This window comes from Priestia koreensis (assembly GCF_001274935.1).
In the GTDB taxonomy this organism is placed as follows: Bacteria; Bacillota; Bacilli; order Bacillales; family Bacillaceae_H; genus Bacillus_AG; species Bacillus_AG koreensis.
This window is the reverse complement of sequence record NZ_LILC01000030.1, coordinates 144,353-162,090: the sequence shown is the minus strand read 5'-3', so window position 1 is coordinate 162,090 and position 17,738 is coordinate 144,353. Positions and strand designations below refer to the sequence as shown.

Annotated in this window: 18 protein-coding genes and 1 riboswitch; of the genes, 15 read left to right on the top strand and 3 right to left on the bottom strand. The window is 39.9% G+C overall.

What is annotated here, in order from left to right:
• The first annotated feature begins 6 nt into the window (after positions 1-6).
• From AMD01_RS19650 to hxlB, 3 genes are all read left to right on the top strand, one after another.
• The gene (locus AMD01_RS19650) at positions 7-1,533 is read left to right on the top strand and encodes a tripartite tricarboxylate transporter permease (protein ID WP_053403145.1); all 1,527 of its coding nucleotides are present in this window, start codon (positions 7-9) and stop codon (positions 1,531-1,533) included.
• A 234-nt stretch (positions 1,534-1,767) separates the two neighbouring features.
• Positions 1,768-2,403: a 3-hexulose-6-phosphate synthase gene (gene hxlA / locus AMD01_RS19645; protein WP_053403144.1), complete on the top strand. Its 636-nt coding sequence runs from the start codon at positions 1,768-1,770 to the stop codon at positions 2,401-2,403.
• A gap of 2 nt (positions 2,404-2,405) precedes the next feature.
• A complete protein-coding gene (hxlB, locus tag AMD01_RS19640) occupies positions 2,406-2,954 on the top strand; it encodes a 6-phospho-3-hexuloisomerase (RefSeq protein ID WP_053403143.1) in 549 nt (182 codons plus the stop codon).
• A 36-nt stretch (positions 2,955-2,990) separates the two neighbouring features.
• On the opposite strand, the gene hxlR is transcribed toward hxlB, so the two are convergent.
• Positions 2,991-3,359, bottom strand: a complete 369-nt coding sequence (gene hxlR, locus AMD01_RS19635) for a transcriptional activator HxlR (RefSeq protein ID WP_053403142.1) — start codon at positions 3,357-3,359, stop codon at positions 2,991-2,993.
• A gap of 195 nt (positions 3,360-3,554) precedes the next feature.
• On the opposite strand from hxlR, the gene AMD01_RS19630 reads away from it, so the two are divergent.
• The 4 genes from AMD01_RS19630 (at position 3,555) to AMD01_RS19615 (ending at position 8,149) form a co-directional block, all read left to right on the top strand.
• Positions 3,555-5,144 carry an ATP-binding protein gene (locus tag AMD01_RS19630; RefSeq protein ID WP_053403141.1) on the top strand — a complete coding sequence of 530 codons (1,590 nt, stop codon included), beginning with the start codon at positions 3,555-3,557 and terminating at the stop codon, positions 5,142-5,144.
• 3 nt (positions 5,145-5,147) lie between these two features.
• Positions 5,148-5,858 (top strand): response regulator, encoded by a 711-nt coding sequence (locus AMD01_RS19625; RefSeq protein WP_053403140.1) that lies wholly within the window; start codon positions 5,148-5,150, stop codon positions 5,856-5,858.
• A 114-nt stretch (positions 5,859-5,972) separates the two neighbouring features.
• The gene (locus tag AMD01_RS19620; RefSeq protein WP_053403139.1) at positions 5,973-6,806 is read left to right on the top strand and encodes a MerR family transcriptional regulator; all 834 of its coding nucleotides are present in this window, start codon (positions 5,973-5,975) and stop codon (positions 6,804-6,806) included.
• Between the two features lie 95 nt (positions 6,807-6,901).
• Positions 6,902-8,149: a multidrug effflux MFS transporter gene (locus AMD01_RS19615; protein WP_053403138.1), complete on the top strand. Its 1,248-nt coding sequence runs from the start codon at positions 6,902-6,904 to the stop codon at positions 8,147-8,149.
• Between the two features lie 36 nt (positions 8,150-8,185).
• Here the strand turns inward: AMD01_RS19615 and AMD01_RS19610 are convergent, their stop codons facing one another.
• Positions 8,186-9,034: an STAS domain-containing protein gene (locus tag AMD01_RS19610; RefSeq protein WP_053403137.1), complete on the bottom strand. Its 849-nt coding sequence runs from the start codon at positions 9,032-9,034 to the stop codon at positions 8,186-8,188.
• 250 nt (positions 9,035-9,284) lie between these two features.
• Between AMD01_RS19610 and AMD01_RS19605 the strand changes: the two genes are divergently transcribed.
• From AMD01_RS19605 to AMD01_RS19590, 4 genes are all read left to right on the top strand, one after another.
• Positions 9,285-10,172, top strand: coding sequence for a hypothetical protein (locus AMD01_RS19605; protein WP_053403136.1), 888 nt, complete (start codon positions 9,285-9,287; stop codon positions 10,170-10,172).
• Between the two features lie 244 nt (positions 10,173-10,416).
• Entirely contained in the window at positions 10,417-11,106 is a 690-nt protein-coding gene (locus AMD01_RS19600) for a response regulator transcription factor (RefSeq protein WP_053403135.1), read from the top strand.
• A gap of 37 nt (positions 11,107-11,143) precedes the next feature.
• Positions 11,144-12,523 carry a HAMP domain-containing sensor histidine kinase gene (locus AMD01_RS19595; RefSeq protein ID WP_245638987.1) on the top strand — a complete coding sequence of 460 codons (1,380 nt, stop codon included), beginning with the start codon at positions 11,144-11,146 and terminating at the stop codon, positions 12,521-12,523.
• A 209-nt stretch (positions 12,524-12,732) separates the two neighbouring features.
• A complete protein-coding gene (locus AMD01_RS19590) occupies positions 12,733-13,170 on the top strand; it encodes a PepSY-associated TM helix domain-containing protein (protein ID WP_053403133.1) in 438 nt (145 codons plus the stop codon).
• A 28-nt stretch (positions 13,171-13,198) separates the two neighbouring features.
• Here the strand turns inward: AMD01_RS19590 and AMD01_RS19585 are convergent, their stop codons facing one another.
• Positions 13,199-14,506 (bottom strand): PcsB-like coiled-coil domain-containing protein, encoded by a 1,308-nt coding sequence (locus AMD01_RS19585; RefSeq protein WP_245638986.1) that lies wholly within the window; start codon positions 14,504-14,506, stop codon positions 13,199-13,201.
• 315 nt (positions 14,507-14,821) lie between these two features.
• Between AMD01_RS19585 and AMD01_RS19580 the strand changes: the two genes are divergently transcribed.
• The 4 genes from AMD01_RS19580 (at position 14,822) to AMD01_RS19560 (ending at position 17,699) form a co-directional block, all read left to right on the top strand.
• The gene (locus tag AMD01_RS19580) at positions 14,822-15,307 is read left to right on the top strand and encodes a DinB family protein (protein ID WP_053403131.1); all 486 of its coding nucleotides are present in this window, start codon (positions 14,822-14,824) and stop codon (positions 15,305-15,307) included.
• A gap of 103 nt (positions 15,308-15,410) precedes the next feature.
• Positions 15,411-15,521, top strand: a riboswitch (TPP riboswitch).
• Positions 15,522-15,629: 108 nt separating this feature from the next.
• Complete coding sequence (locus AMD01_RS19570) at positions 15,630-15,920, top strand: thiamine-binding protein (RefSeq protein ID WP_053403129.1); 291 nt, start codon at positions 15,630-15,632, stop codon at positions 15,918-15,920.
• The gene (locus tag AMD01_RS19565; RefSeq protein WP_053403128.1) at positions 15,895-16,671 is read left to right on the top strand and encodes an ABC transporter permease; all 777 of its coding nucleotides are present in this window, start codon (positions 15,895-15,897) and stop codon (positions 16,669-16,671) included. The genes AMD01_RS19570 and AMD01_RS19565 overlap by 26 nt, the downstream gene beginning before the upstream one ends.
• 20 nt (positions 16,672-16,691) lie before the next feature.
• Positions 16,692-17,699, top strand: coding sequence for an ABC transporter substrate-binding protein (locus AMD01_RS19560; protein WP_053403127.1), 1,008 nt, complete (start codon positions 16,692-16,694; stop codon positions 17,697-17,699).
• Positions 17,700-17,738 lie beyond the last annotated feature (39 nt).

The window sequence follows — 17,738 nt, the reverse complement described above, 5'->3', positions numbered from 1 at the left end:
GGAAAAATGAGCACAGTAGAGTATTTATTAAGTGGATTTCAAACAGCGCTCGTCTGGTATAATATTTTATTTGCTTTCGTTGGTGTATTAATTGGAACAGCGGTTGGCGTCTTGCCTGGAATTGGCCCGATGAGTGGGGTGGCATTGCTCATTCCTGTAACAGCTTCTATCACAGGCGGACTCCCTCCTGAACAAGCTGCTACAAGTGCAATTATTTTATTAGCAGGAGTCTATTACGGAGCTATGTATGGGGGATCAACAACCTCCATTTTATTAAATACACCTGGAGAATCTTCCTCAGTTGTGACAACGCTTGACGGCTATCAAATGGCAAAGCAAGGGAGAGCAGGAAGTGCACTTGCCATTTCCGCTATTGGCTCCTTTGTTGCCGGAATTGTTACATTGATTGCCTTGATCTTATTGGCGAAGCCATTATCCAATGTGGCATTAAAATTTGGTCCAGCAGAGTATTTTTCGTTAATGTTACTAGGTCTTGCTGCAGTGAGCGGCTTGGCAGGAAAATCAATTACAAAAGCACTTATTATGACGATTATGGGTCTATTACTTGGAACAATTGGTGTTGATAACGTATCGGGAGTAGCTCGCTTTACGTTTGAATTTCCTTGGCTTTATCAAGGGTTAGAATTTTTAACGATTGCTGTAGGATTGTTCGCATTAGGTGAAGTATTCAAAACGATCGTTGAAAAAGAAGAGGAAGAAGGAGAAATTGCGAAGATTAAGCGCTTAATGCCGACAAAGCAAGAGCTGAAGGATTCTGCTGCTCCAATTGCTCGAGGTTCGATCTTAGGATTTTTTGTTGGGATTTTACCAGGTGCAGGCGCGACTCTTGCTTCATTCTTTGCGTACATTTTAGAAAAGAGAGTAAGTAAAAATCCTTCGAAATTTGGTCAGGGTGCAATCGAAGGAGTAGCCTCTCCTGAGTCTGCAAACAATGCAGCATCAGGTGGAGCAATGATTCCCTTATTAACACTTGGTATCCCAGGTTCAGGGACAACGGCTATTTTAATGGGAGCCCTTATGATGTATAACGTACAGCCTGGACCACTTTTATTTGAAGATCACCCTCAAGTAGCTTGGGGTCTTATTGCGAGTATGTTCATTGGGAATTTAATGCTCCTTATTTTAAACCTTCCGCTTGTGAAAGTGTTTGCTAAAATTATTGAAACACCGAAGAAATATTTAATTCCGATGATTATTGCCATTTCTATTTTTGGCGTATACGCTGTACAAGTTTCCGTGTATGATCTACTTTTACTAGTCGCGTGTGGAATTTTAGGTTATTTCTTTAGCAAAAATGATTATCCAATTGCTCCGCTTGTACTCGGTCTTGTACTAGGACCAATGATTGAAAACAACTTACGCCGTGCGTTAACCATTTCAAACGGTGATTACGGTGTGTTCTTTACTCGTCCTATTTCCCTTGTTTTTCTTATCATTACAGTTTTATGGTTGGCCGTTCCGATGCTGCTTAAAAAGCGCGGAAAAGACGTAGTCATCAATGTGGAAGGATAAAAACCCCTCGTGTAGGGGTTTTTATTTGTAAAAAGATGGATGTTTACACGATGTGGAAGTGCGGAATATTCTATAGTATACTTCACCACACTATCTGTGTTGAAAGTGCGTACTTACATTTCGTTTTGAGATGTACTATACTCATTCGTACCGGGAAACTAATTTCCGATTCATAGCAACTATCTCGTGGGCCTACGAGTAACTTATTATAAGCGACAAAGGAGAGAGACATTCATGGAATTACAATTAGCATTAGACTTAGTCAACATCCCTGAAGCAAAGGAACTCGTTAAAGAGGTTGAAGATCATATTGATATCGTCGAAATTGGGACACCAGTTGTTATTAACGAAGGATTAAAAGCAGTAAAAGAAATTAAAGAAGCATTTCCTAATTTAAAAGTTCTTGCAGACCTTAAAATTATGGATGCAGCTGGATATGAAGTAATGAAAGCTTCTGAAGCAGGTGCAGATATTATTACCATTCTAGGCGCTGCTGAAGATATGTCCATTAAAGGGGCAGTAGAAGAAGCGAAAAAACAAAACAAGAAAATTCTTGTTGATATGATTAGTGTAAAAGATATTGAAACACGCGCAAAAGAGCTTGATGAGCTCGGCGTTGATTATATTTGTGTTCACACAGGTTATGACCTTCAAGCAGTGGGACAAAACTCATTTGATGACCTTCAAACGATTAAACGCGTTGTGAAAAATGCTAAAACGGCTGTAGCTGGTGGTATTAAGCTAGAGTCATTACCAGAAGTCATTAAGGCGCAACCAGATCTTGTGATTGTTGGTGGAGGAATTACAAGCGCTGATGATAAAAAAGCAGTAGCAGAAAAAATGCAATCCTTAATCAAAGAAGGAAACTAAGAATGAATCCTGCAGAGAAAGTCTTAGCAGAGCTTGAGAAGACGATTTCACTACTGAAGCAGGAAGAGATGGACAAGCTAGCTGATGCGATTCTTTCTGCCCGTAAGATCTTTATTGCCGGAGCTGGGCGCTCTGGTTTAATGGGCAAAGCTTTTGCAATGAGACTCGTTCATATGGGGTTTAATGCTCATGTGGTAGGGGAGACAACCACTCCTGGAATTACGGATGAAGATATTTTTATCCTTGGCTCAGGTTCTGGTGAAACGAAAACATTGCTTGCGATGGCTACAAAAGCACGTGACATTAACGCAACAATCGCGCTAGTTTCTATTTTTCCTGATTCTTCTCTTGGAAAGCTTGCGGATCTAACCGCTCAGCTTCCTGGGGCCTCGAAGGAACAAGGAGAAGGGGAATACGAGACGATTCAGCCAATGGGATCGCTGTTTGAACAAACCCTTCTTGTTTTCTATGATGCTCTTATCTTAGCATTAATGGACAAAAAAGGGTTAGACTCACATACAATGCTCGGCCAGCATGCCAACCTAGAATAGAAGAAAAGCTGACTCATACGAGTCAGCTTTTTATAATTAAGGATAAATGGATTCTTTTACTTCTACACGGTCTTCTAAAGTCGTTTCCATGTAGTTACGCCCCCATGCATACATAGCATCAAGAATGGGCATTAGTGTTTCACCTTGTTTGGTTAAGGAGTATTCAACTTTTGGGGGGACAACTGGATAGACTTCACGGTGGACGATTTGATCTTCTTCAAGCTCTCTAAGCTGATTCGCGAGCATACGCTGTGTAATCTCAGGAATTAATGCTTTTAACTCACCAAATCGTTTCGTTCCACCTTTACCTAAATGCCATAATACGAGCATTTTCCACTTTCCGCCGATAATATTTAACGTAAGCTCTTTCTCACAGTTAAATACTTTATCATTCATACGTCCCACGTTCGACACCTCCGTCTTTTCACTATAAGAGTAGTGTAATTATACCGATCAATGGATTACAGGCGCAATATATAAGCTTTACCGTAAAAGTACCCCTCAGGGAATACTAAATGTGATAAGATGTGAATAATCAATATTTAGTGAGTAGCAATCAATCACATAAGAGACGCGGTCGTTAAACAGGGGGAGAAATGAATGCGGTTACAAACAAAACTGATGGCCGGGATCTTTGTTCTCGTTCTTTTAATTGGATTAGGCTTTGAAGCAACGTTCAAAGAAATGATGGAAGATAATCTAAAAGAAAGTAAAGGACACCAAGCGTTAGCCATTGCGAAAGCCGTTGCCAATATGCCAGAGATTCAAAAAGCATTTTTGTTACCACAGCCTTCTACCGTTATCCAACCCATAGCTGAACAAATTCGAAAACAAGTGGATGCAGAATTTATCGTTGTAGGAAATAGACAAGAAATTCGGTATTCGCACCCGAATGCAAAGCGTATTGGGAAGAAAATGATGGGTGGAGATAATAAAGCGGTATTTAAGGGGAAAGCGATTATTTCAGAATCAGTGGGAACGTTAGGGCCCTCTTTAAGAGGAAAAGCACCTATTTTAAATGATAAAAACGAAGTAATCGGTGTTGTATCTGTTGGCTTTTTACAGATTGATATTCAAAAAGAGATTAAGCGTCTGCAGGGAAAAATCTTTTTATACACGTCCCTTTTATTAGTAGGTGGTCTTGTAGCAGCGATCTTAATTTCATTTAATATAAAAAAAGCGATCTTTGGACTCGAACCAAGAGAAATCGCTTGGATGTATCAGGAGAAGCATGCTATTTTAGAATCCATCCATGAAGGAATTATCGCGATTGATGCCGATGGAGATATTACCGTCGTGAATGAAACGGCTCATAAAATACTCGGTGTGCCAAATGATATTCTGCTTCGAGGAAAGCCGATTGAAGACGTCATCAAGCACACACATTTGTTGCAAGTTGTTCAAACGGGATTAGCAGAATACGATCGAGAGTTTTTAATTGAAGGTGAAGTGTTTGTCGTAAACCGGATTCCGATTTTTGATAAACGTCAGCAGGTCATTGGCGCCGTCGCAAGCTTGCGTAAGAAATCAGAATTATCAAAAATAACACAAGAGCTTTCCAATGTGAAAGCATATGCGGAGGGACTACGTGCTCAAACGCATGAGTATTCGAATAAGCTGTACACATTATTAGGACTTATTCAGCTTGGGTCTAATCAAGAAGCGATCGATTTTATCTCAAAAGAGGTCAACGTGACGCAAGGTTTTCTCCATTTTATTACACAGGAAATTGGCGATCCAATTCTAGCTGGATTTATCCTAGGAAAAGTCAGCTTAGCGCATGAGATGAGAATTGAATTTGAGATTGATCCTGACAGCAGTTTTGTTGATATACCTCGTTCAATCAATAGAGATTCAATTGTTACGATTGTTGGAAATTTAATTAATAACGCGTTTGATGCAGTAAAAGAGAATATAGATAGAGAGAAAAAGGTAACGTTATTTTTAACGGATTTGGGAAGGGACTTAATTATTGAAGTAGAAGATAACGGAAATGGGATTTCGACTGGAAATGAAGAACGAATCTTCCAAAGAGGATTTTCCACAAAGGGAGGACAGAGCAATGCAGGCATTGGGCTTAGCCTTGTTCAAGAATCGCTAGAAGGATTAGATGGATACTTAACACTTTCGAGCGAAGAAGGAGTAGGAACAGTCTTTACCGTTGTTATTCCAAAGAAAGAGGGGCTTTAATTCATGAGGGGAACGAAGGTCATTGAAGTTTTAATTATCGAAGACGATGTGCGAATTGCTGAGATTCAAAAGCGTTACATTGAAAAGATTGAGGGGTTTCAAACCATTGGAATTGCCACTTCCTATGAAGAGGCAAAGCAATCAATTGAAATTTTACAGCCAGCGCTTATTTTATTAGACGTTTACTTTCCAGATATGAATGGCATTCAGTTTTTGAGAGAGATAAAGAGTGACTACAAGGGAATTGATGTCATGATGATTACGGCGACGAAGGAGATCGACGTCATCCAAGAAGCTATTTCAATTGGCGTATTTGATTTTATTATCAAGCCTGTTATCTTTGAACGATTTGAGCAGTCATTAAGGCGGTACGAAGAGCACTATATGATTATGCAGTCACTAAAAAAAGAGAATAAAAGTGTTACGCAGCTAGAAGTAGATCAGCTTCTTCGTAAGCAAAGCTCATCACAAAAAAGTACGTATTATCCAAAAGGAATTGATCGTCTCACCTTAGAAAAAGTATTAGACGTGCTTTCAGGCTTTACAATCGGGTTAACGGCTGAACAGATGGCAAAGGAAATTGGTGCGAGTCGTACAACGGCACGAAGGTATTTGGAATACTTGATTTCTGATGGGAAGATTGACGCAGACTTGTCATATGGAACGGTCGGAAGGCCAGAACGAGTATATATAATTAAAGCAGTGGTCTCCTGAATACAAAATATATAAAGTAGAAAGAGAAATGCAGCTGTTGGCATTTCTCTTTTTATGTATAAAATAAAGAATAATTTCCTATTTATATAAAGGCTAGTCTACAAGGAGGTCACAATGAAAAATCGCTTTACGATCGGAGAGATGGCAAAGCTTCATCATATACCGATTAAAACGTTACGCTATTACGATGAAATTGGGTTATTTAAGCCGATAGAGGTAGATTCGAAAAGCGGCTATCGCTATTATGCAGCTGAACAATTTGAGCTGCTTGATCTGATCTGCTATTTAAAAATGGTAGGTGTCCCTTTAAAAGAAATCCAAAAGCAAGTTCAAAACCGTGAATTAAGCGAATTTTTGACACTGTTTTCTTCCTATAAAGAAGCCAATCTTAAAAAAATTAAGCAGCTACAGCTTATGAATGAGCGTTTAACAGCTCGAATTGACGAGTTAACAGAGGCTAAGCACATCCAAAATCTTGGCATCCCTTTTACCAAAAAAGTAGAAGCGCGCCGAATTGTTGAAGTGAAGAACGATATTCGCTCGCTATATGATTTAGAATTATCGCTTCGCCATGTGAAAAAGGATTTTCACCACGTTTCACCTATTATTATTAGTAAGGTGGGACTAACGTTATCAGTCGAGGCTGCTAAACTAGGGAAGTATTTTGACTATAGCTCTGTCTTCTTATTAATAGAAGAAAGTGAATTGATCCACATGGAGGAGAGTGCTTCTCGCCTTTTAGAAGAAGGCATATATGCTAGTATTTATTTCCGAGAGCCCAAGGAGCGAACAACGATTTATTACGATCGATTGTTAGATTATGTGAAGACACATGAATATGAAACTGAGGGTCCCCTCATTGTTCGAGATATTATTGATCAGTTTCTATCCAACCGCCCACAGGAGCACGTAACAGAAATTCAAGTAAAAGTTCGAAAAAAGGATTGACCCTACAGTTACTGGAGAGTTTATGATAAGACGTATATCTGTGATTGACGTAGTTCTGATCATCGTCAACCTCTTAGATTGAAAGGATGTGTAAAATGTCACAGCAAAATACGTGGGATCACTCAAAAGTAGGCAAGGGGCGATTTCTGTCATTGGTTTTAATCTTAGGTTCACTATCAGCATTTGGACCTCTATCGATTGATATGTATTTACCATCACTACCAGCTTTGACGGCAGACTTACATACCAATGCTTCCTCGGCACAGCTAAGCTTAACGGCATGTTTACTTGGTTTGGCATTTGGTCAGCTATTGGTTGGACCGTTTAGTGATATTAACGGAAGAAGAAGGCCATTGATTGTAGCGCTATGTCTCTATTCGATTGCATCTATTCTATGTGCTTTTGCTTCTTCCATCTGGTTATTGGTAGCGCTCAGATTTTTGCAGGGAGTAACGGGATCAGCTGGTATCGTTATTGCGAGAGCAAGCGTGCGTGATTTGTTTTCAGGCCCAGAGCTTACAAAATTTTTCTCGCTTCTTATGCTCGTTAACGGCGTAGCGCCTATCTTGGCACCGGTCATTGGTGGACAGCTTTTACAATTTATCTCGTGGAGAGGCGTATTTGTGGTCTTGTGTGTAATTGGAATCATCATGCTTTTATCCGTTATATTTGGTCTTGAAGAGACGCTAAAGCCCAGCATGAGATCTGAGGGCGGCATAAAAAATATTTTTGGTGCCTTTGCTCAGCTTTTAAAAGATCGCTTATTTGTTAGCTATGCAGTTATTCAAGGACTGATTACAGGGGCGATGTTTGCCTATATTTCTGGTTCACCGTTCGTCATACAGACGATTTTCGGCGCATCTCCACAGCTTTTTAGCGTTTTATTTGCGATTAATGGAATCGGAATTATCATTGCTTCACAAATAACGGGACGTTTGGCTGAAAAGCTAGGAGAAACCAAGCTGTTAGTAGCGGGTCTGATTTTCGCTGCGTTCGGAAGTATTTTACTGCTTGCCGCAACTGTTTTTGGATTAGGAATGCTAGCAGTTTGCATTGGATTTTTCATGATTGTCTCAAGTGTTGGAATTGTGAATACGACGATTTTCTCTCTAGCTATGCAAAATCAGGAGCAAAACGCAGGAAGTGCTTCTGCTCTATTGGGGTTATTGCAATTTGTTTTCGGAGCTGTCGCGGCTCCTTTAGTAGGTCTAGGTGGAGAAGGAACAGCAATTCCACTTGGAATTATTATTGCAGTTTGTGATGTAGGTGCACTGCTTCTATACATGATATTCGTTAGGCGCCACCGTATGGCTATGTCGAAACAATCCACATTAAATGCATAAGAAAAAATACCAGATCAATAGGGTCTGGTATTTTTCTTACATATGCTTCATTACAAGCTTTCCGACCACTTTTTGCAAAGAGGTCTCTGTTTGAATATCGCCAAAATTAATGCCAAGCTGAATGGCTGTTTGCGCTACTTCAGGTCGGATACCAGTTAAAATAGTTTTTACTCCTACCATACGTAACGAATCAACGAGCTGAAATAATTGCTGTGCGACCATCGTGTCCACCATTACAACTCCCGAGAGGTCCATAATGAGAACGGAAATTTTGGAATCTACGCTTTGGTGTAGCGTTGATTCGAGAATACTTTTTGCTCGGTTCGTATCGATGTCACCGATAAGTGGAAGCAGTCCGATCTGATTCGTTAGCGTAATAACAGGTGTACTTAACTCGCGAATCAGTGACGCTTGAGCTGCTAGGCGTTCTGTCACGATTTCCATAAATCGATTTGTGAACGTTTCCAATACGTAATCAAGGGTAAAATTGATTTTGCGCTCCCAACCAAAAATATCTGAGACATTTATATCCAGAGTGGTTTGCTCCACAAATTTTTGAACGTATAACCAGTAGACATGACGAAAAACGCCTGAATTTCGCACAACCTCAGATAGAGACGTATTCGATTGAACGCGATCTGCCGCTGTTTTGTTGGTCCATTCCTCAATCCTTTTTTTCGTCTCTTCTTCTGAATGTATAAGAGTTTTTGCTACTAGTCGCACATAGTTAGAATTTTGTTCTTTAATCCGCTGTGCGACCTGTGGTGGTGCATCAATTGAATAATCCGATCCCTCTTTCACGAACTGAAAGTTCAGCCATTCATCCGTAAAGCTGGTAGCTTGAGAGACTAGAAAATCGTATAGTGCATAGGATTTCTCGTTCATAATTTCTCCTTATTCATTCAAGATATGGTTAATTCTATTTCATACTATCCACTACTAGAAGTCAATATTTAACTCTGACATTTCGCTTCGTATATCTGTATGTCTCTAAGCATCTAAGGGAAATTTATGAAAAAAAGCAAAAAAATTTTCTTTGACATGTTACTGACACATTGGCAGGTTACATTAATACATGTACAGAGCATGTACTATATCACTTATCACAAAAGATCCTTTAGGAGGAAACACAAGTATGATGAAGAAAAAAGTAGTCACTTATGTACTTACAGGAGCTCTATCACTAGGTCTTATCGGTGCAGGCACGGCTTTTGCAGCATCGTCAAATGAAACACAAAAGCAAGAAGTAAAAGAAGTGCACGGATTTAATCACGGAATTGGTCATATGAACGGGCTTCATAATACAGAATTTTTGAAGAAGCAAGCTGAGAAATTAGGAATTAAAACGGCTGGAAAAGACACAAATACATTAATGCAAGAAGTACGAGATGCATTGATAAAGAAAGAAGCAAAAGAATTAGGCATTAATACGACAGGGAAAGATTCAAGAACGATCATGGACGAAGTTCGTACAAAGCGAGTTCAGAAGCAGGCTGAAAAGCTAGGGATTGATACAAAAGGAAAAACGGCACAGCAGCTTGCACAGGCTATTCGTCAAGATACAGTCACTAAAAAGGCAAAAGAATTAGGCATTAGCACGAGTGGTAAAGATTTAGAAACGCTAGCACAAGAAGTGTTTAAAGCACAAATAATGAAGCAAGCGAAGGCTCTTGGAGTTGATACGGCAAATAAAGATGTGCGTCAACTCGTTCAAGATGTACGTGAGGCACAAATCAAAAAAGATGCGAAAGAATTAGGCATTAGCACGGCTAATAAAGAAATTGGAGATGTAGCAAAAGAGGTTAGGGATCAAAAGATTGTGAAAACGGCTGAGAAGCTAGGAATTGACACGAAGGGAAAAACAGCTGAGGAGTTATTTCAGGAAGTAATGCTTAATCATGCTGATGAAGCAAAGGATCTTCAGCTGTTCCCGTTTGATCATGAGGATGGAGACGGATTTTTTGGCGGGCCAGGTCATGGTGGTCACCCTGGCCATGGCGGACATCGTGGATTTAACCACTAAAAGAAGATGAGTTTTTAACGAAATATGATCAAAAAACGGACAATATAAGAATTTGATGTTTACCCATACGTTTTTCTCTGTTACTTGGATAATAGATGAAACAAGGAAATTCTCCACTTCCCCCCTTTTAGTGGAAAACTCCTTGTCAAATCAATATAAGAAAGGATGATTCTAAAAGACTTTTCCGTCTCTTTCGAATCATCCTCTTTTTTGATTATAATGAAATGGTAGGGAGTGGATAGTAATGAAACATATATTAGTGATTGAAGATGAATTAGCGATTAGTCAGGTATTAAAAGCCTATTTAACAAAAGCAGGGTTCAATGTCACACAGGTGTTTGATGGGAACGAAGCGATTGACGTCTTTGCTAAAAGTAATCCGTCTTTAGTTTTGTTAGATGTGATGCTCCCTGGGATAGATGGGTGGAGCATTTTAAAGCAAATACGTGAAAAAAGCTCTTGCCCAGTTATTATGCTCACTGCTCTTGGAGATGTGAATTACCGATTGTCTGGATTAAATGACGGAGCGGATGATTATATCACGAAGCCATTTGTAGGGGATGAAGTAGTGGCAAGAATTCAAGCTGTTTTAAGAAGGGCTCCGTATGTATCAGAGGAAAATGGAATAAAGCAGTTTGGAAGTTTGAAGATTGATGTAAAAGGCCATGTCGTCATGCTAAACGGTGTAGAGATCGATTTAACTCCACGTGATCTATCTCTGTTGGTTTTCCTAGCAGAGCGTCCAAATCGGACCTTTACAAGAGACGAATTAATTGACTGTGTATGGGGAATGGATTACGACGGAAGTGACCGTGCTGTTGACCTCTCGATTAAGCGATTACGAAAGTCGCTACAAAATTGGCCGGTAACAGAGGGAGAAATCAAAACACTTCGGGGATTGGGGTATCAATTTTGTGTTCACGAAAAAAAATGAGAAAATAACGCTCTTAAAATATTGGACCACAAGGTATTTGGCAACTCTTTGTATTGGACTATTGGTTATTGGTATTTTATCTGTTTTATGGATTCGTCACAGTACATTGCAACACCGGCTCGATATTGCTAAGTTCTTGGCGGAAGAAACGGCTGATCGATTCGTAAGTAATATAGGTGGGGAACCGACACCTAGGGAAAAAGGCGGGAAAATTTTACGAGATCATGATAAAACGCTAGGTCTTGAAAAACCGTTTATTTATATTGTGAACAACGACGGGGATATTTTGTCATCAAGTATACCAATGCGAGACGATGATCGAATGAGTTTCCGTTTTCCACCTTCTATCCTACAAAGTAAAAAAGAGATTCAAAAAGTACATGCTTCAAATGATGACATTTTTTATGCGGTAAAAGCACCGATTAAATCAAATAATGTTCAGCTTGGCTCTGTTATTTTATTAATGGCGGAAAAAGATTTAGTAAAGGTGAACGAGGAATACCGCCTGCTTGGTATTATGCTTGTGAGCTTAGCGCTTTTAGGGTGGCTGGCAATTTATTTACTAACGCGCCGACTTTCACGACCTATTCAAGATGTGGCGAAAGCAGCAAAGCAAGTTCAAGAAGGTAACTATGATATTCAGCTTCATCATGAAGTAAAGGAAAAAGAAGTGCATGAGCTCGTATCATCTTTTAAAGAAATGACGAGCCGATTAGAGACGTTAGAGTCATTGCGAGCAGAGCTACTAGCTGGGGTTACCCATGAACTTAAAACTCCCGTAACATCTATTAGTGGCCTTCTACAGGCGGTAAAGGACGACATCGTCGAAGGAGAAGAGGCAAAAGAGTTTTTAGCAATTTCGTTAAAAGAAGTAGGACGAATGCAAAAGATGGTCGCTGACCTGCTAGAGTTCAACTCTTTTTCTGCAAATGCCCTTCCTGTCACGCTAGAGTCCCATGATATAAACAGTGTCGTGAAAGAGATTGTATATCAATGGCAGGTGACACAGGAAGATGAGGAGATTAAAATCGATCTTCATTTACAAGATCAAAGTCAACAAGTCATGGTGGATACAACAAGACTTCAGCAAATATTTATTAATTTACTAAACAACGCGAAGCAAGCGATGGAAGAGGAAAAGAGAATTGATATTACGATCCACCCACTCGTTCAAGGAGAAATTGCCATCGATGTGAGGGACCGGGGTATTGGAATTCCTGAAGCAGAACAAGCCTATGTGTTTGAACGATTTTTCCGAGGGGAAGGAAAGAAATTTAAGGTAAGGGGTCTCGGCTTAGGGTTGGCTTTTAGCAAAATGATTGCGAAGGCAATGAACGGCGATTTGTTTTTGAAGGAAACGTCAACTGAGGGAACGACATTTACTATTATTATTTCAGCTACCAATGCACCACAGTAATCTCGCCTTGAAAGGGGCGAGATTATTTTTGTGAAAAAATAGCAAGAAACCTCTGTTTTGACGCACACCTGACACATTGAAGTTTTATAGTAAAGAAGTAATAAGTAGAGCCCCTATAAATCAGCCACCTATAGCCCAATAGGTGGCTGAAAAAATACACATACGTTCTTTTTACATACAATTATTTCGTTTATACAGGAGGAGTTAAAATGAAGAAAACGCGTAAAGCGCATTTATGGATTGGATTAATTACGTCTGTCTTTTTATTAATGGAAGCAATCACAGGGCTTGTCCTATCAGAGCCTTGGCTTGTTGGTCAACAGGGACACGGAGAGGGAGAAGGGCACCGATCAGCAATGATGGGATCAAGTTTTGCAGAGGGAGGTAGCACGGCTCCTGCTGCGTCAACAGGGGAAAGTTCATTTCAAAAACCAAACTTTAAAGAAGGAGGGCCTGTAGCTTCATTGTATGGAACAATTCGTGGTCTTCATGAAGGAAAGTTAGGTGGAGCAAATATTAAGTGGGTGATTGATATAGCAGCGCTAAGTATGATCTTCCTAACCGTTTCAGGCATCTATTTGTCTCTTAAAATTCTATTGGCACAGCGAAAAGTCAAACGCCGCAAGCTTCAAGCCGCTTTAGAATAAGAAAAAATCCCACCGAAGTGGGATTTTTTTAGTTTAGAACAATGACTTTAACATAGCGACGTCCCCATGATAAGGCAGCTTCTCTGTTTGGTACTAAAACGTCAATGATATGACCTTTAATCGCACCACCAGTATCACCAGCAATTGCTACACCATATCCTTCAACCCAAACTTTTTTACCTAGTGGAATAACAGAAGGGTCCACTGCGATAAGTTTTAAACCAGGTTGTTTAATGTTGTAGCCTAAAGCTGAGCGGAAGTTATTTCCGTTTGTCTCGTCTGGGCTATATGCCGTTGCTGAAACGTAGAACTCTTTACCATCAATATTCTCCTCAGATTGCTCATTGGATGATGAAGATGGTTGCGCCTTTGCCTGTGGCTGTTGTTGTGGTTCAGCCTGCTCTTTTGCTTGTGCCTGCTGCTTAGCTTTAGCAGCTTCACGTTCGGCATGCTTTTTCTTCTCAGCCTCTAACGCCTCACGAGCTTTTCTGGCTGTTTCAATGGCCTCAAGTCGAGCTTTTCTCGCTTCTTCCGCAGCAAGTGCTTTAGCAGCACGTTCCTGTGCTAATCGTTCTGCACGAGCTTTTGCTTCTGCCTGCTGGCGTTTTATATTCTCTTGGATATTTTTCATTTCAGATTCAATTGTCGCTTGGTCTTGCTTCGCTAATACAATTTGTTTTGAAATGTTACTGAAGTTTTTTTGCAGTGTTGTAAGTGTTTCTTGTCGTTTTTGAAGGTTTTGGTTTAACTCAGCTTGTTTATTTGCTAAGTTATCCTGTTCTTCCTCTAACACTTGTTCTTGCTTATCAATTGTTTTCTTATCTTCTTCGATTTGCTTCAAGTCAGCTTTTTGAGCATCTAAAATGTCGTTATCCGCGTTAAGTAACGTTGAAACGGCACTAGCACGCTGTATGAAGTCTGCAAAGCTATCAGAACTCATAATTGTATCAAGGACAAGATTAGCATGATCAGAGTGTTGCAGAGCTACTAGTCTCTCACGCATTACTTTTTCACGTGCAGAAACTTTGTCTTCTAACGATACAATTTCCGCTTTTTTCTTTTCGATTAGTTTGTTGGCAGCAGAAATTTTCTCTTCGATGTTGTTTAGGTCATCTCTGTTATCGGAGATTGAGTTATGTAGTGAAAGCAATTCTTGTTGTATTTTCTGAATATCTTTATTAACAGCTTGTTTTTCTTGTTGTTTTTGTTTCACCATAGAACCTTTTTCTTGTAGCTTTTGTTCGGCATCCTTTAGTTTTTGTTGTTCTGACTCAGCAGCGTGAGCGACAACTGTACTGGATAATCCAACAAAGCTCATTAGAACTATTAAAAGCATACGCCTTATCATAATGGCATAAGCCCCCTTTCTATGCACATATAGTTATACCATAAGAATTGGAAATTAAATGTTACAAAACTATTAAAAATAAATGACCTCTATCAAACTAAAGCGTTAGTGCGTGAGTCATTTTACTCCCATTTCTCATGAACACCGAGTCCCCATCTTACCACGGGAAGAAAATTTTTCAAGTCCTACGACTTGAGTCACAAGCTTTGTATTGGATGTTATAGGGAGAAATAGGGTACGATGAGAAGGAAGATGTATACGTAAAATAATGACAGAAACTGAACATTTGAGAGGGTGGAAACGATGACGCACAATGAAGAAATTCGTTCACAGGTCTTGGAGCTTGCAGAAACATTAACAGATGAACAGCTTAATCAAAAGGTTCGTGATGATCAGTGGTCAATCATGCAGGTAATGGATCATTTATATTTAATGGAGAAAAATCTTACGAATACGATGAAAAAGGTGCTTGAAGATGGAGAAGAGAAATCTGTTGATGACAAACCCATTCACTTAACAGTAGATCGTTCAAGAAAAGTGGATGCTCCGTCTTATGTAGTGCCCTCAGATGAATTCATTACCCTCGATGAAATGAAGGATAAGCTATATAAATCAAGACAAGCGCTACAGCAATTCGAATCCGAAACCAATGAAGAAAAGCGTCAAAAGAAAGCATTTCCTCATCCAGTTTTCGGATTAATGACGGTCAATCAGTGGATTCCGTTTATTGGCTACCACGAAGAGCGTCATTTAGATCAAATGAAGGAAATTAAGCAGCAAATTCTGTAAAAGGTAATAAGCATGACCCGGAAACATCCAAAACACGGGGTCATGGTGGATTTGAAGCAGATGATTTGTTTACAAATAAAGGTCTACTTGATATGATTAACTCGATAACCAAAAGGGGAGCTAAGTATGACTTGGCTGAGAGGGTGCTTGTGAAGCGCCGACCCGATCGCCTGATCTGGATAATGCCAGCGGAGGTACATGGAATTGATCGTGAAAAGTCAAAGACTGCCTCTGGGGCAGTCTTTTTTGTTGTTTCAGTCAGAATAAATTTCATTAGGTGATCACTCCTTTTGGTGATGATAAAAATGAGGGGGAAACGAACATGACAGTTGTAAATGTAGGATTTCAAGTTTTACCAACAGTTCCAGATCATATGAATAGCTACGAGGTAGTAGATAAAGCTATTGAAGTAGTACAGCGCTCAGGAGTGAAGTATGAGGTAGGAGCAATGGAAACGGTAATGGAAGGCGAGATGGATGAGCTTCTCGAAATCGTAAAAAAGGCAAAGCAAGCTTGTATAGATGCAGGCGCAAGTCAGGTTATGACGCACATTAAAATTCATTATCGTCCAGAAGGAGTTTCAATGGATGAAAAACTTGAAAAATACCGCTAACATAAAACAACTATTTCTTCCTTTAGGTGTGATCATCGCTTTGCTCATCATATGGGAAGTAGCGGTTTCAGTTATGGGGATCGAAGAGTGGATTTTACCAAAGCCGCATTCGATCTTTAAGGAAGTGTGGGATGTTAGGGACCTACTCATTCTACATAGTGCTCAAACCATTTACGAAACGTTAATTGGTCTTGCCTTATCACTAGGAGCTGGTATTTTAATTGCCACACTTATTGATATGAGTTCAAAACTTCGACAGGCTATTTATCCACTTCTGGTGATCTCACAAACGATTCCAATCATTGCGCTTGCACCACTTTTGGTGATGTGGTTTGGTTATGGAATGTTGCCGAAAGTATTGGTCATTATGCTTGTTTGTTTCTTCCCGATCGCGATTAGCTTGGCAGACGGATATCGATTGGTAGATCGTGATATGATTCGCGTTCTTCAATCAATGGGCGCGAGCCGCTTGCAAATTTTCAAAATGGTGAAAATTCCTGCGGCGCTTCCTTCCTTTTTTACAGGATTACGAATTGCCGGAACGTACAGCGTAATGGGAGCCGTTATTGGTGAATGGTTAGGAGCAAGTGAAGGACTAGGGATTTTGCTTACTAGATCCTCACAATCCTTTTTAACAACCCGTGTATTTGCCACGATTTTTGTTATTGTGCTACTGAGTCTCATTATTTATGGACTAATTGAGATCATTGCAAAATGGACGATGCCGTGGCGAAAAAATAATCAGATGTGAGAAGCTAGAAGGAGAAAAAAATGAATAAGACAATTAAGATCATGATAGGAATGCTGTTAGTTCTTTCTGTTTTCTTGTCTGCTTGCGGAAAGAAAGAAAGCAGCAATGACGGTGGAAAAACAGGATCACAAGAAATTACGGTCGTTTTAGATTGGTTCCCGAATACAAACCATACAGGATTATATGTAGCAAAGGAAAAAGGCTATTTTAAAGACCAGGGCTTGAAGGTACGAATTATCCAGCCGGGCGAGAATAGCTCAGCTGATCAGCTAGTTGCGTCAGGAAAAGCTGATTTTGGTATTAGCTATCAAGAAAACATTACCCAAGCACGAACACAAGGTATTCCAATCAAATCGATTGGTGCCATTATTCAGCACAACACATCAGGATTTGCTTCGCTTAAAAAAGATAAGATTAAAACGGTAAAGGATTTTGAAGGAAAGCGTTACGGTGGATGGGGTGCACCTTCCGAAGAAGCAACGTTAAAAGCCGCAATGGAAAAGAACGGTGGCGATTATTCAAAAGTGAAAAACGTTACGCTAGGTGCCGTAGACTTCTTTAAATCGATTGGCCGAGACGCTGATTTTGAATGGATTTATTACGGATGGGACGGGATTGAGGCGGAACGCCAAGGAAAGGAAATTAACTTTATTCCTGTTAAAGACTTAGATCCGGCACTCGATTACTATACGCCTGTTATTGCGACAAGCGATAAGCTTGCTAAAAACAACCCAGCCCTGGCGAAAAAGTTCATGGCGGCTACAGCAAAAGGCTATGAGTATGCGATTGAAAATCCTGATGAAGCAGCGGATTCCTTATTAAAAGGAGCACCAGAGCTGAACAAAGAGCTAGTAAAGAAATCACAACAATGGTTGTCTACTCAGTACCAGGCTGATGCAAAGCAGTGGGGTATTCAAAAGAAAGCAGTATGGAATAACTATGCTGACTGGATGTACAAACGAAAGCTGATTCAGAAAAAGCTTGATGTGAAGGATGCCTTTACAAATGAGTTTTTACCAAAGCGATAATTCTTCACCATACGTTTTGTAAAGAACAAGCAAAGGGAG

Excerpts from the sequence above, each read along its gene's own strand:
- AMD01_RS19650 (WP_053403145.1), top strand. The coding sequence starts at position 7 with ATGAGCACAGTAGAGTATTTATTAAGTGGATTTCAAACAGCGCTCGTC.
- hxlA (WP_053403144.1), top strand. The coding sequence starts at position 1,768 with ATGGAATTACAATTAGCATTAGACTTAGTCAACATCCCTGAAGCAAAG.
- hxlB (WP_053403143.1), top strand. The coding sequence starts at position 2,406 with ATGAATCCTGCAGAGAAAGTCTTAGCAGAGCTTGAGAAGACGATTTCA.
- AMD01_RS19630 (WP_053403141.1), top strand. The coding sequence starts at position 3,555 with ATGCGGTTACAAACAAAACTGATGGCCGGGATCTTTGTTCTCGTTCTT.
- AMD01_RS19625 (WP_053403140.1), top strand. The coding sequence starts at position 5,148 with ATGAGGGGAACGAAGGTCATTGAAGTTTTAATTATCGAAGACGATGTG.
- AMD01_RS19620 (WP_053403139.1), top strand. The coding sequence starts at position 5,973 with ATGAAAAATCGCTTTACGATCGGAGAGATGGCAAAGCTTCATCATATA.
- AMD01_RS19615 (WP_053403138.1), top strand. The coding sequence starts at position 6,902 with ATGTCACAGCAAAATACGTGGGATCACTCAAAAGTAGGCAAGGGGCGA.
- AMD01_RS19610 (WP_053403137.1), bottom strand. The coding sequence starts at position 9,034 with ATGAACGAGAAATCCTATGCACTATACGATTTTCTAGTCTCTCAAGCT.
- AMD01_RS19605 (WP_053403136.1), top strand. The coding sequence starts at position 9,285 with ATGATGAAGAAAAAAGTAGTCACTTATGTACTTACAGGAGCTCTATCA.
- AMD01_RS19600 (WP_053403135.1), top strand. The coding sequence starts at position 10,417 with ATGAAACATATATTAGTGATTGAAGATGAATTAGCGATTAGTCAGGTA.
- AMD01_RS19590 (WP_053403133.1), top strand. The coding sequence starts at position 12,733 with ATGAAGAAAACGCGTAAAGCGCATTTATGGATTGGATTAATTACGTCT.
- AMD01_RS19585 (WP_245638986.1), bottom strand. The coding sequence starts at position 14,506 with ATGCTTTTAATAGTTCTAATGAGCTTTGTTGGATTATCCAGTACAGTT.
- AMD01_RS19580 (WP_053403131.1), top strand. The coding sequence starts at position 14,822 with ATGACGCACAATGAAGAAATTCGTTCACAGGTCTTGGAGCTTGCAGAA.
- AMD01_RS19570 (WP_053403129.1), top strand. The coding sequence starts at position 15,630 with ATGACAGTTGTAAATGTAGGATTTCAAGTTTTACCAACAGTTCCAGAT.
- AMD01_RS19565 (WP_053403128.1), top strand. The coding sequence starts at position 15,895 with ATGAAAAACTTGAAAAATACCGCTAACATAAAACAACTATTTCTTCCT.
- AMD01_RS19560 (WP_053403127.1), top strand. The coding sequence starts at position 16,692 with ATGAATAAGACAATTAAGATCATGATAGGAATGCTGTTAGTTCTTTCT.